Origin of the sequence: Stenotrophomonas sp. NPDC078853, from assembly GCF_044901215.1 — a bacterium.
In the GTDB taxonomy this organism is placed as follows: domain Bacteria; phylum Pseudomonadota; class Gammaproteobacteria; order Xanthomonadales; family Xanthomonadaceae; genus Stenotrophomonas; species Stenotrophomonas lacuserhaii.
The window spans coordinates 36,936-49,946 of sequence record NZ_JBJDOQ010000011.1 but is presented as its reverse complement, the minus strand read 5'-3'; the positions used below and the strand labels follow the sequence as shown (position 1 = coordinate 49,946).

Sequence of the window (13,011 nt, the reverse complement as noted above, 5' to 3'; positions counted from 1 at the left end):
AGGTCAGGGTGCCCCCGCTACAATCGGCAGTACATGCACGGACTCAATCCCCCCCAAAGCGCAGCAGTGCTGCACATCGAAGGCCCCTTGCTGGTACTGGCGGGCGCCGGCAGCGGCAAGACGCGCGTCATCGTGGAGAAGATCGCCCACCTGATCGGCTGCGGCCGCTATCCGGCCCGGCGCATCGCCGCGATCACCTTCACCAACAAATCGGCCAAGGAAATGCGCGAGCGCGTGGCCCGGCGCCTGCGTGATCAGGACGCCGAAGACGTCACCATCTGCACCTTCCATGCGCTGGGGTTGAAGTTCCTGCAGATCGAACACGCTGCGGTGGGCCTGAAGCGCGGCTTCTCGATCTTCGATGCCGACGACAGCAACGCCCAGGTCAAGGACCTGATGCATGGTGCCAAGCCGGATGACATCGAGGACGTGAAGAACCTTATTTCGCGTGCCAAGAATGCCGGCCTGTCACCGGAGCAGGCGATGCGCGAGGCGCGCAGCAACCGCGAGAAGGAAGCGGCCGGCGTCTACGAGCGCTACCAGCTGCGGCTCACGGCCTTCAATGCCGTGGACTTCGACGACCTGATCCGCCTGCCGGTGCAGGTGCTGGAGGAGAATCCGGAGATCGCCATCGCCTGGCGCGAACGCATCGGCTACCTGCTGGTGGATGAGTGCCAGGACACCAACGACGCCCAGTACCGCCTGCTCAAGCAGCTGGCCGGGGACAAGGGCAACTTCACCTGCGTGGGTGACGATGACCAGTCCATCTACGCCTGGCGCGGTGCCAATCCGGAAAACCTGCAGCAGATGGCGCGCGACTACCCCGCGCTGCAGATCATCAAGCTGGAACAGAACTACCGCTGTTCAAACCGGGTGCTGCGCGCGGCCAATGCGCTGATCGCCAACAATCCGCACGAACACCTGAAGAAGCTGTGGAGCGACCAGGCCGACGGCGAACGCATCCGGGTGTGGGAGTGTCGCAACAGCGAGCACGAGGCGGAAAAAGTGGCGGCCGAGATCGCCTTCATCGCCCAGGCGCGGCAGGTACCGTGGAGTGATTTCTGCATCCTGTTCCGCGGCAACTTCCAGTCACGCCCGCTGGAAAAGGCGATGCAGCTGGCGCGCGTGCCGTACCACCTGTCCGGCGGCACGGTGTTCCTGGAGCGCCAGGAAGTCAAAGACACGCTGGCCTGGCTGCGCCTGCTGGTGAATCCGGACGACGACACCGCCTTCATGCGCGCGGTGCAGGCGCCCAAGCGCGACGTGGGTGCAGGCACGCTGGCCAAGCTGGCGGAGCTGGCATCGGAAAAGAACATGCCGATGGCGCAGGCGGCCGAGGCGCTGGGCGCGCTGCAGCAGCTCCCCCCGCGTGCGGCCAACAGCCTGTCGCGTTTCACCGACATCCTGCGTGACCTGCGCGCACAGACCCGCGAGATTTCTTCCGGCGACATGATCCGCAAGGTGGCCAAGGAATCAGGGCTGTTGAGCGAGCTGCGTCAGCAGGCCAAGGAAGAAGCCAGTTACCAGCGCCGCGCCAACAACATCGAAGAGCTGGCGCAGTGGTTCGAAGGCGGCCCGCGCGGCGCCACCGCCGCCGACCTGGCCGGCCAGCTGGCGCTGTTGTCGCGCAACGACAAGGACGATGGCGGCAACCAGGTGCGCATGATGACCCTGCATGCTTCCAAGGGCCTGGAGTTCCCCTATGTCTTCATCGTCGGCTGCGAAGACGGCGTGCTGCCGCACCAGGTCAGCCTGGACGAAGGCACGCTGCAGGAAGAGCGGCGGCTGCTGTACGTGGGCATCACCCGGGCCAAGGTCCAGCTGTGGATGAGCCACAGCAAGCTGACGCGCAAGTTCGGCGAGCATGTCCGGCTAAAACCCAGCCGCTTCTTCGCCGAACTGCCGGCCGAAGAACTGCAGCGCGACGGCGCCGATCCGGTGGCCGATGCGGCGCGCAAGCAGGAACGGGCCAGCGCCGGCCTGGCGGCCATCCAGGCCTTGTTCGACTGAGCGCGCAGTGCGCACAATCGGCCACTACAACGGCGACGGGAACGGCAGTGCAGATTGAAACCGACCGGCTGCGCCTGCGGCCCATCGAGCCCGAGCGCGATGCCGGCTGCATGCTGGCCCTGCTGAATGATCCTGGTTTCGTGCGCTTCATCGGCGATCGCGCCGTGCGCAGCGAGGAGCAGGCCCGCGAGTACATCGCGCTGCGCGTGCTGCACAGTTACGCGCTGAACGGCTTCGGCATGTATGCGATCGAGCGCCTGTCCGATGGGGCCTGGCTGGGCAATGCCGGCCTGGTCCGCCGCGACGGCCTGCCGGGGCCGGATGTCGGTTACGCGGTACTCGGCGAGCATGCAGGCCAAGGGTATGCCGGCGAGGCGGCGCAGGCGGTGTTCGCCCATGCGCGCGGCACGCTGGGCCTGCAGGACCTGTACGGCATCATCAGCCCGGACAACCTGGCTTCCGCGGCGATCCTGCGCCGGCTGGGGATGCAGCAGCGCGGCCCGATCCAGCTGCCCGGCAGCGAGCAATGGGTGACCCTGTTCGCCACGCCGGGCGCGGCCGACGTCGCCCGCTGATCGCGCCCCGCACGGTAGTGCCGGCCGCTGGCCGGCAGCCCTCGATTCAGCCGCGCAGCGCTTCCAGCTCGGCGCGCAGCTCGGCAACGGCGGTTTCCAGCTGCGCCACCCGTTCGGCCAGCGCCGGATCATGGCCGCCCGAGCCAGTGGATGCCGAACCCGACGCGGCGAACGTCGCCGCCAGCGCCGCACCATCGACTTCGCCACACAGCAGGTGCATGTAGCGGTCTTCGCGCTGGCCACCGGCACGCGGCAGCACCACCAGCAGCTCGCGCTGCTGCAGGCGTTCGATCGCGTGGCGTGCCTCGTCGGCATCGCCGAAGCGATGCAGCCGTTCGGCGCGCGTCATCAGCTCGGCCAACGTCTGTGGACCCCGCAGCAGCAGCAGCGCCAGCACCACGGTCTGCTGGCGGGTCAGGTCCAGGGCCGTCTGCAGGCGATGTTCATAGCGGTCGGCACGCGAGGAAAAATGCTGGCGCGCCAGGCCCATGCTTCCCAGCTGGCGCAGTGCGTGCTGCACATTGCCGGCATCCAGGTTCATCAGCGGATCGCGCGCGGTCTTCTGGTTGGCCGCCGACTGGGCCGCGTTCACCGTCAGCGGATAGGTGTCCGGCGTAGTGGCTTCCTTTTCCACCAGGCATCCCAGCAGGCGTGCCTGGGTGGCATCCAGCAGCGGGCGGGCAGGGGTGTCGGGGGTGTCGGTCATGGCGGGCTCCGCTGGGTCGATGGAACAGCCATCAAGCATAGCCGCTGCCCCTGTCATGTTTGCCGTTAAAATGGCGGGGATCTGAACATGGTGAAGCCAATGCGTCGTCGTATCGCCCCCCTTTCCCTGTCCCTGCTCGCCATCGCGGTGATCGGGCTGTCCGCGTGCAAGCGCGTCGACGCCCCGCCTGCCGCGGCCCAAGCCGCTGCCGCCGCACCGGCGGATGCGGCCCCGGCGACGGACAGCAGTGCCAACGACAACCTGAACGCAGTGCTGTGGATGCAGCGTGCGCAGGAATACCGGGCAATCACCGAGCAGACCTACCGTGCCGCAGCTGATCGCCTGGATGCGGCGCTGAAGGAGTCCCACTGGGATGCCCTGGTGCCGGAAGAGCGCGGCAACGATGCCAAGGGCCTGAAGCCGGCGGTGGTGCTGGACCTGGATGAGACCGTGCTGGACAACTCGCCCTACCAGGCGCGCCTGGTGCGCGATGGCAAGGAATACGACGAGATGACCTGGGACCAGTGGGTGGCCGAGAAGAAGGCCAAGGCGATTCCCGGCGTCGTTGATTTCGCCAGGGCGGCCAATGAAAAAGGCGTCACCCTGCTGTACATCTCCAACCGCGCCGTGCACCTGAAGGAGGCCACCCTGGCCAACCTGCGTGCCGAAGGCCTGCCGGTTGCCGACGACAGCGTGTTCCTCGGCCTGGGGACCGTGGTGGAGGGCTGTGAGCAGGCCGGCAGTGAAAAGAACTGCCGCCGCCGCCTGGCCGGGCAGCAGTACCGGGTGCTGATGCAGTTCGGTGACCAGCTCGGCGATTTCGTCGAAGTCACCGCCAACACCAACGACGGCCGCGATGCCTTGCTGCAGCAGTACCACGACTGGTTCGGCGAGCGCTGGTGGATGTTGCCGAACCCGACCTACGGCGGCTTCGAGCCGGCGCAGTTCAACAATGATTTCAGCCAGCCGCGCCAGACCCGCCACGACGCAAAGCGGGCCGCGCTGGACTATGCGCCATGAGCCGCGGACCGCTGTCACTGCGCGATGACGAGCGCCTGATCTTCGCGCTGGACGTGCCCGACCGCGCGCAGGCGCTGGCGTGGGTGGATCGGCTGGGCGACAGCGTCGGCTTCTACAAGATCGGCATGGAGCTGCTGGCATCGGGTGAGTATTTCCAGGTGCTGGAGGAGCTGGCACGCCGCGAAAAGCGGGTGTTCGTCGACCTGAAATTCTTCGACATCCCGGCCACCGCCGCGGCGGTCATCAAGCGCTTGGCGCAATGGCCGGTGAGCTACTGCACGATCCATGGCTGGCACCCGGCGATGATGGAGGCCTGTGCGGCCGTGGCTGGCGGCGACATGCGCCTGCTGGCGGTCACGGTGTTGACCTCGATGGGGCGCGAAGACCTGGCCCGGATGGGCATCGACCGCGAACCGGTGGATGTTGTCGTGGAACGCGCGCTGGCGGCGAAGGCGGCCGATATCGACGGCGTGATCGCCTCCGGTCAGGAAGCGGCGCCGATCCGTACCGCGACCGGCGCCGGGTTCTCCATCGTCTGCCCGGGAATCCGCCCGGACGGCCCGGCCGGTGATGACCAGAAGCGCACCGTGGGGGTGGCGCAGGCCTTCACCGACGGCGCCGATGCCATCGTGGTCGGGCGACCGATCCGGCTGGCGGCCGATCCGCAGGCCGCGGCACGGGCCATCCAGCAGGACATCAGTGCCGCACTGCGGCGCTGAGCGGCGCGCGGGGCCGGCTCAGTCCCCGGTCCAGGTAGCGCGGATGAAGTCCACGATCCCGGCACCGGCAAGGCGCGCGTATACGCCCGGGGAGTCGCCACTCGCACAGCCGATTCCCCAGCTTACGACACCGAGCTGATCCCAGCTGCCCTCATCCCTGGCCAGGAACAACGGGCCACCGGAATCGCCCTGGCAGGAGTCCTTGCCCGAACGGCTGGCGCACAGCTCCACCTCGGCATCGACAGGCAGGCGACCCTGGTACAGCCGCTGGCATTCCGCAGTGGCGATGAAAGGAACATCCACTTCCTGCATCCGCAGCGGAAAATCCATGCCGCTGGCCAGGCTGCCCCAGCCGGCAACGGTGAGGCGTTGGCCGGGCTGTTCGAACGCCGCCCCTTCCAGGCCCGGCAGGCTGACCGGCCGCACATCGGCTATCGGTGTCCTCAGGCGGATCAGGGCCACGTCATTTTTATCGCCGGTGTAGGCGGGATGGACGTGGATGGCAGCCACGGCGTGGCGGCTGCCGGTGGCGCTGCCGAAATCGGTTGCACCGGCATGGACGTCGAGACTGCCGGGAGAGCGGCGCCACACGCAGTGGGCGGCCGTCAGTACCCACGATGGCGAGATCAGGGAGCCACCGCAGAAGTGGCCGGAGTAGAGCGAGCCCGCGCCGGCATTCTGCAGGCTGACGATGAAGGGATAGCGGCCGTCCGGGACATCGGTTCCGCCGACGATGGCAGGCTGCAGCGGCGCCTCACCCGCAGCCGGAGCGGCCATTGCATGCCAGGACAAGGCGCTGGCGATGACAAGCGAAAAGAAGGAACGCATGGTGGGACACCTCGGGTTCGGCAGGTTGCCGGGGCCTGTAGTGGGCGCCTCCGCGGGCGAGGGATCTGCCGCCTCGATCACGCATCCGGTGCATCCAGCGCAATACCTACACGTGCATCAGCCGGTCACCAGCATCCACTGATCCGCCGAGCGCCAGCCGTTGTGGTTCAATGGCCTGCACGCCGGGCGCGGCGTCGTGTCGCCACTGTCTTGCTGCTGACAGGCAACTCCGGTCAAGATGCAGGCCGGTCTGGGGAGTCCGAACCATCATGTCGAAGACGAAACGGCGCGCGCTGCGCCATGCGGGTGGGTGGACTTGCGCTGCCATGCTGCTGTTGGCGATGGCAGCCTGCCAGCGCGATGCGGTCGATGCCGCGCTGCCGCCCGCCGAACCCGTCGCAGCGGTGCAGGCGATGGCGCGTGCGATTGCCGACAACGACCTGGTGGCCTATGCCCGGTTGTCGGTACCACCGGCGCAGTACACGGCACTGGACCAGGCGTGGAGCCAGGGCCACAGCCGCTGGCCACTGACCGAACTGCCGCTGCACGACCAGCTGCTGCCGATGTTGCAGGCCCTTTCCGCCGATGATGGCAGCCAGCGCCTGCAGCGCAGTTTCGACCGGCAACTGGCCGGGCAGACGGCCGCCGTGCGCCAGGCCGCGCAGTCCATGGGCTTGTTCGGCGTGCAGTACCTGCGCCATGAAACCAGCTTCACCGCCAGCCAGCAGGCGCACTACGTGCAGGTGGTGCAGACGCTGGCGGCGTGGGCGGCCGATGCGCCGATAAGCGACCGGGCGCGGGCACGGGCGAGCATCGCCGCGCTCACCAAGGCCGCCAGCGCGACCGGCTTCACCGACGATGCGCAGCTGCAGCAGGCCGGAATGGCGGCCAGCCTGGAGCGGCTGGGACCGTTCCTCGCCACGTTGAAAACGGTGCTGGCCAGCTATGGGCTTGATCTGGACGCATCGATGCGCGGGATTGCCGGCGAGGTACTTTCCCGGCAGGGCGACAACGCCCTGGTACGCCTGCAGTATCCCTTGGCAGGAGAGACGATCACCCTGCAGATTCCGTTGACCCGCCGCGAGGGGCATTGGTACCTCACGCGTACGCTGGCCGATACCGACGCGCTGTTGCGCAACGCGCGCACGGCGCAGGCGGCCGTGGAAGCTGAATCCGTCTCGGCCATCGCACTTCCTGTTGAGACCGGGGACGATGAAAAGCCCGCGGCTACGCCATAATGATGCCGATGTCGAAACAGAATCCGCTGCCGTTCCCCGGCGAACAACCTGAGCAGACCCCTGCCGATCCGGCGCAGGTGTCCCCGATGACGATCGACGGCCCGGTGCCGGCGCATGTTGCCGCGCGCGCTGCCGCCGGCCGGCGTCCGTGGTGGGCGCGGCTGCTGGGTCGTCTGTTCGAGCCCTGGCTGTCGCTGGACATCGAACCGCAGGATCCCGGCCAGTACAACGACGGCCGCCCGGTGGTCTACGTGCTGGAGGATTACGGTCTGTCCAATGCGCTGATCCTGGACAAGGCCTGCCGCCAGGCCGGGCTGCCCTCGCCGCTGGTGCCGCTGCCCGGTGATCCCACCGGCCGCAAGCGCGCCTACGTGGCCCTGTCACGGCGCAGTTCGAGCAATTCCATCATCCCCGAACAGCGCGGCGCCAAGACCCACTCCGATTCGCTGGCCAAGGTGCTGCAGGCGCACCGGTCGCGCGACGAACTGGACGTGCACCTGGTGCCGGTGTCGATCTTCGTCGGCCGCGCGCCGGACAAGCAGAGCGGCTGGTTTGCCGTGCTGTTCTCTGAAAACTGGGCACTGGTCGGACGCTTCCGCCGACTGCTGGCGGTGCTGCTGAACGGTCGCAGCACCATCGTGCGCTTCGCCCCGCCGATCTCGCTGCGGGCCACCGTGGATGAAGGGCTGGATCCGGAACGCACGGTGCGCAAGCTGCAGCGTGTGCTGCGCACGCATTTCCGCCGCATCCGCGAATCGGTGATCGGTCCTGACCTGTCCACCCGCCGCCTGCTGGTGGACCAGGTGCTGCAGGCCGAGCCGGTGCGTGAAGCGATTGCCGCCCAGGCCCGCCGCGACAACAGCAAGCCGGCCGACGCGTGGAAGAAGGCGCACGCCTACGCGTGGGAAATCGCCGCCGATTACTCCAGTCCGGTGGTGCGTTCGGCCAGCTTCATGCTGAGCCACGTGTGGAACCGCATCTATGCCGGCGTGCTGGTCCACCACCTTGACAAGTTCAAGGCGGCCGCGCCCGGCCACGAGGTGGTGTACGTGCCCAGCCACCGCAGCCACATGGACTACCTGCTGCTGTCCTACCTGTTGTACGACCGCGGTATCGTGCCGCCGCACATCGTGGCCGGCATCAACCTCAACCTGCCGGTGGTCGGCACGTTGCTGCGCAAGGGCGGCGCGTTCTTCATCCGCCGCTCGATCCGCGGCAACGCGCTTTATTCGGCGGTGCTGAGCGAATACGTCGCCCAGCTCGTCGCCGGCGGCTATTCCATCGAATATTTCGTCGAAGGCGGCCGCTCGCGTACTGGTCGCCTGCTGCAGCCCAAGGGCGGCATGATCTCGATGACGCTCAAGGCATTCCTGCGCCAGCCGCGCAAGCCGGTGCTGTTCCAGCCGATCTACATCGGTTACGAAAAACTGATGGAAGGCAGCAGCTACCTCGACGAGCTGACCGGCCGGCCCAAGGAAAAGGAATCGATCTGGTCGCTGCTGTGGGGCATCCCGAAGGTGCTGAAGCAGAACTTCGGCCAGGTGGTGGTGAACTTCGGCGAACCGATCGCGCTCAACGACGTGCTGGCCGAAAAGGCCCCTGAGTGGGATGGTCGTGCGGTCGCCGAGGATGAAAAGCCGGCATGGTTGTCCACTACCGTGGATACGCTGGCCGAACGCATCCAGGTGCGCATCAACGGTGCCGCCGACGTCAACCCGATCAACCTGCTGGCGTTGGCGCTGCTGTCCACGCCCAAGCACGCCATGGGCGAGGCCGACCTGATCGCGCAGATCCAGCTGTGCAAGACGCTGCTGGAGGAAATGCCGTACTCGGACCGGGTGACGGTCACCCCGCATTCGCCGGAGCGGATCATCGCCCACGCCGAAGAAATCAACGTGCTGACCCGGGTCAAGCATCCGCTGGGCGACGTGCTGAGCGTGAGCGGGGACACCGCCGTGCTGCTCAGCTACTTCCGCAACAACGTGCTGCACCTGTTCACCGCTTCGTCGTGGGTCGCGTGCTGTTTCCAGAACAACCGGCGCATGGGCCGCGCCGGCCTGGTGCGCCTGGGGCGCTCGGTGTACCCCTTCCTGCAGGCCGAACTGTTCCTGCCGTGGACCGAAGACGAGTTCGGCCAGCGCATCGAACAGACCATCGACCTGTTCATCCGCGAGGGCCTGCTGCAGCAGGTCGGCGAGGATGAGGGCGGCGTGCTGTCGCGCAATACCGGACAGACCGACGAGGTGTTCCGCCTGCGTGCGATCGGCCACTCCCTGCAGCAGGCATTCGAGCGTTACTACATCGCCATTTCAGTGCTGGTGAAGAATGGTCCCGGTACGCTGGGTGCGGCGGAACTGGAAAGCCTGTGCCAGCAGGCCGCGCAGCGCCTGAGCCTGCTGTACGCGCCGGCGGCACCGGAGTTCTTCGACAAGACCCTGTTCCGTGGATTCATCCAGAAGCTGCGCGAACTGCGGCTGGTCTGGCCGGACGAAAACAGCCGTCTGTTGTTCGACGAGCGCCTGGACGGCTGGGCAAAGGATGCCAAGTTCATCCTCGGCCGCGAGCTGCGCCACACCATTGAACGGGTGAGCCCGGAAGCGGCCCGGCCGGAAGAAACCGTGCCGCAGGACTGATCAGGCAGGGTGTGGCGACCAACGGTCGCCACCCACCGGAAGTGCCCAGGCCGGGGCACCCACCGGAAGGGCTCAGGCCGGCTCGTCGGGGATCTGCAGGCTTTCCAGCCGCGTGATGCAGTCTTTCAGCTGCAGCCGGTGACGCTTGAGCCGCTTGGACTCCAGGTCGTCTTCGCCATTGGCCGCCATGCGCGTGATGCGTTCGTCCAGCGCGCGGTGGTCGGCGCGCAGCGCGAGCAGGCGCTCGGTGATTTCTGCGGGAGTGTAGATGTCCACCCGTCGAGCATACACAGCGCGGGTGACCACCGGGAGAACCGCCGCTCCGGAGGCCTCCGAAGCACGCATGCCAGCCGGTAGAATGGACGGATGACCGACGTCCTGTCCCTGCCCGATCCGTTGCCGCGCGTGCCCCGCGAGGCCGGCGCGCAGGCGGACGTGCTGGCGCGCGCACTGCGTCGGCAGGTCGGCCAGGCCATCGCCGATTACGGCATGATCGGGGCGGGCGACAAAGTGATGGTGTGCCTGTCCGGCGGCAAGGACAGCTATACCCTGCTGGACATGCTGCTGCAGCTGCAGCGCAGGGCGCCGGTTCGGTTCGAGCTGGTCGCGGTGAACCTGGACCAGAAGCAGCCGGGGTTTCCCGCGCATGTGCTGCCGGCGTACCTGGAGCGGCTGGGAGTGGCGTACCAGATCATCGAACAGGACACCTATTCGGTGGTCAGCCGGGTGATTCCCGAAGGGCGCACGCAGTGTTCACTGTGCTCCCGGCTGCGCCGTGGCGCGCTGTACCAGCATGCCGCCCGCCATGGCTTCACCCGGATCGCGCTGGGGCATCACCGCGATGACATGGCGGCGACGTTCCTGATGAACCTGTTCCACCATGCAAAGCTGTCCGGCATGCCGCCCAAGCTGCGCAGCGACGATGGCCAGCACGTGGTGATCCGGCCGCTGGCCTATGTGCGCGAGCGGGACATCGCGCAGTACGCGCAGGCACGCCGCTTCCCGATCATCCCGTGCACGCTGTGTGGCAGCCAACCCAACCTGCAGCGTCGCCAGATAGGCCAGCTGCTGGCGCAGTGGGATAGTGACCATCCGGGGCGCGTGGACCAGATCGCCCGTGCACTGGCCAGCGTGGAGCCGTCGCAGCTGGCGGACCTGGACCTGTTTGATTTTCATTCCCTGGAGCGTCGCCACCGCGACGCACCTCCTGAGACGCCGATGGCCGACGATGGCCACGGCGCCCTTCACTCCTGAATCCGGAATTCCATGTTCTTTCGCAACCTGACTTTCTTCCGTTTCCCCACCGCCACCGATTTCTCCAACGTGGACACCCAGTTGCCGAATGCCCTGCTCAAGCCGGTCGGCCCGCTTGAGATGAATTCGCGTGGCTTCATTTCCCCGTTCGGCCGCGAAGAGAAGGAACAGTTCTCCCACCGCATCGAAGAGCATCTGTGGCTGACCGTCGGCGGTGAAGACAAGATCCTGCCGGGCGCGGTGGTCAACGACCTGCTGGAGCGCAAGCTGGAGGAAATCGAGTCCAACGAAGGGCGTCGTCCCGGCGGCCGCGAACGCAAGCGCATGAAGGACGACCTGCTGCATGAACTGCTGCCGCGCGCCTTCGTCAAGAACTCGCGCAACGATGCTTTCATCGACCTCAAGCATGGCTACGTCGCAGTGGACTGCTCCAGTCGCAAGACCGCCGAGTACTTCATGTCCGACATCCGCGGGCTGCTGGGCAGTTTCCCGGCGATGCCACTGAACGCCGAAGTGGCGCCACGTTCGATCCTCACCGGCTGGATTGCCGGCGAACCGCTGCCGACCGGCCTGTCGCTGGGCGAAGAGTGCGAAATGAAGGACCCGGTGGAGGGCGGTGCCGTGGTCAAGTGCCAGCACCAGGAACTGCGCTGCGACGAGATCGACAAGCACCTGGACGCGGGCAAGCAGGTCACCAAGCTGGCCCTGGTGTTCGAAGACAACCTGTCCTTCGTGATCGGCGATGACCTGATCGTGCGCAAGCTGAAGTTCCTCGATGGCGCGCTGGACCAGCTTGAGCATTCGGACGATGACGGCCGTCGTGCCGAGCTGGATGCACGCTTCGCACTGCAGAGCGCCGAGATCCGTCGCCTGTTCCTGCTGCTGGAAGAGGCCTTCAAGCTGAGCAAGGCGGACTGAACAGGGTGGGGCGGACGTTGCTGACATCGCGCCGTCCGTGGCGGCGTATGCTGGTGGCATGAGTCGCCTGCTCCGCCGCCTGCTGTCCCCTGCACCCAGTGCCACCGTGCAGCGCGATACCGTGCGACTGCGGCTGGACGATGCGGAGATTGATGTGCTGCGCGTGCGCGATCCGCGTGCGCGTCGCATCAAGCTCAGCGTGGACGAACGCGGTGCGCGGCTGACGCTGCCGCTGCGTGCCAGCCTGCAGACCGGCGAGCGGTTCCTTGAGCAGCATCGGGGCTGGCTGTCCGAGCAGCTGCAGCACTACCGCTCTGATCGCATGCCGCCGCCGCTTGTGCCGGGCGAGCCTGGACTGTTGCCACTGCGCGGTGAACTGATTCCGCTGCGCTGGCAGGAAGCACGCTACGCCAAGCTGGAGGTGGACGAACAGGGCGCGTGCGTGCACTGGCCGGCGCGCGCCACCCCGACCACGCTCAAGCGCCTGCTGCGCGAGTTCTATGAAGCGCAGACGCGCGCTGACGTAGGACGCTGGCTGCCGCGCTACCTGCCTGGCCTGCCACGCGCGCCGACGCGTATCCGGCTGAAGGTGATGTCCTCGCAATGGGGATCACTGGCCCCCGACGGCAGCATGGCACTGGACCTGGCACTGGTCCTGGGCAAGCCGGAAGCGTTCGAGTACGTCCTCGTCCACGAACTCTGCCACCTGCTGCAGGCCAACCACTCGCCCGCCTTCTGGCACGAAGTCGAACAACGCTTCCCCGCCTGGCGCCAACAACGCGACTACTTCCAGCAGGAAGGCCGCAGATTGAAGGCAATGCTAAGGCAACTGCTGTAACCCGCCTGCGGCGAGCCACAGCAGTCGCCCACGCATTCCACTTTATCCCCCCGCCTTCGGCGCGCCCCCTTGAACAACAAGGGGCTCCCGCACAGCAGGAATACCGCTGCCGTCTGCGCCGGATATAGCAGTGCCCCGCTTTTCATTCATTCCCCATGCGCCGGGCGCCCGTGAACCGTCAGGGCGCCGGGTGGGCAGGCCAGGCAGGACCGTCTGTTCGCATGGATGCGAACAGCGAGCCTCCATGGACGGATTCACGGCGTGTCCTGCCT

Annotated in this window: 12 protein-coding genes; 9 read left to right on the top strand and 3 right to left on the bottom strand. The window is 67.0% G+C overall.

The window, feature by feature from the left end:
• Positions 1-33 precede the first annotated feature (33 nt).
• Positions 34-2,010, top strand: coding sequence for a UvrD-helicase domain-containing protein (locus tag ACI2JH_RS12235; RefSeq protein WP_404736307.1), 1,977 nt, complete (start codon positions 34-36; stop codon positions 2,008-2,010).
• 47 nt (positions 2,011-2,057) lie between these two features.
• Complete coding sequence (locus tag ACI2JH_RS12230; protein ID WP_320505987.1) at positions 2,058-2,585, top strand: GNAT family N-acetyltransferase; 528 nt, start codon at positions 2,058-2,060, stop codon at positions 2,583-2,585.
• A 46-nt stretch (positions 2,586-2,631) separates the two neighbouring features.
• Here the strand turns inward: ACI2JH_RS12230 and ACI2JH_RS12225 are convergent, their stop codons facing one another.
• A complete protein-coding gene (locus ACI2JH_RS12225) occupies positions 2,632-3,291 on the bottom strand; it encodes a YceH family protein (protein ID WP_404736306.1) in 660 nt (219 codons plus the stop codon).
• 99 nt (positions 3,292-3,390) lie between these two features.
• Here ACI2JH_RS12225 and ACI2JH_RS12220 point away from each other — a divergent pair, with 99 nt between their 5' ends.
• Positions 3,391-4,311 carry a 5'-nucleotidase, lipoprotein e(P4) family gene (locus tag ACI2JH_RS12220; protein ID WP_404736305.1) on the top strand — a complete coding sequence of 307 codons (921 nt, stop codon included), beginning with the start codon at positions 3,391-3,393 and terminating at the stop codon, positions 4,309-4,311.
• Positions 4,308-5,030, top strand: coding sequence for an orotidine-5'-phosphate decarboxylase (pyrF, locus tag ACI2JH_RS12215; RefSeq protein WP_404736304.1), 723 nt, complete (start codon positions 4,308-4,310; stop codon positions 5,028-5,030). Before ACI2JH_RS12220 ends, pyrF begins: the two co-directional genes overlap by 4 nt.
• An 18-nt stretch (positions 5,031-5,048) precedes the next feature.
• Here the strand turns inward: pyrF and ACI2JH_RS12210 are convergent, their stop codons facing one another.
• Positions 5,049-5,858, bottom strand: coding sequence for a serine protease (locus tag ACI2JH_RS12210; protein ID WP_182656558.1), 810 nt, complete (start codon positions 5,856-5,858; stop codon positions 5,049-5,051).
• A gap of 269 nt (positions 5,859-6,127) precedes the next feature.
• On the opposite strand from ACI2JH_RS12210, the gene ACI2JH_RS12205 reads away from it, so the two are divergent.
• The gene (locus tag ACI2JH_RS12205; RefSeq protein WP_404736303.1) at positions 6,128-7,096 is read left to right on the top strand and encodes a hypothetical protein; all 969 of its coding nucleotides are present in this window, start codon (positions 6,128-6,130) and stop codon (positions 7,094-7,096) included.
• Complete coding sequence (gene plsB / locus ACI2JH_RS12200; protein ID WP_182656557.1) at positions 7,096-9,729, top strand: glycerol-3-phosphate 1-O-acyltransferase PlsB; 2,634 nt, start codon at positions 7,096-7,098, stop codon at positions 9,727-9,729. Before ACI2JH_RS12205 ends, plsB begins: the two co-directional genes overlap by 1 nt.
• Positions 9,730-9,801: 72 nt before the next feature.
• On the opposite strand, the gene ACI2JH_RS12195 is transcribed toward plsB, so the two are convergent.
• A complete protein-coding gene (locus ACI2JH_RS12195; protein ID WP_101101680.1) occupies positions 9,802-10,005 on the bottom strand; it encodes a YdcH family protein in 204 nt (67 codons plus the stop codon).
• Between the two features lie 90 nt (positions 10,006-10,095).
• Here ACI2JH_RS12195 and ttcA point away from each other — a divergent pair, with 90 nt between their 5' ends.
• The 3 genes from ttcA to ACI2JH_RS12180 are packed head-to-tail and all read left to right on the top strand — an operon-like array spanning position 10,096 to position 12,739.
• Positions 10,096-10,983 carry a tRNA 2-thiocytidine(32) synthetase TtcA gene (ttcA, locus tag ACI2JH_RS12190; RefSeq protein WP_404736302.1) on the top strand — a complete coding sequence of 296 codons (888 nt, stop codon included), beginning with the start codon at positions 10,096-10,098 and terminating at the stop codon, positions 10,981-10,983.
• Positions 10,984-10,995: 12 nt separating this feature from the next.
• Positions 10,996-11,901: a recombination-associated protein RdgC gene (locus ACI2JH_RS12185; RefSeq protein ID WP_101101676.1), complete on the top strand. Its 906-nt coding sequence runs from the start codon at positions 10,996-10,998 to the stop codon at positions 11,899-11,901.
• Positions 11,902-11,959: 58 nt separating this feature from the next.
• Positions 11,960-12,739: a M48 family metallopeptidase gene (locus tag ACI2JH_RS12180; protein ID WP_101101803.1), complete on the top strand. Its 780-nt coding sequence runs from the start codon at positions 11,960-11,962 to the stop codon at positions 12,737-12,739.
• Positions 12,740-13,011: the final 272 nt, after the last annotated feature.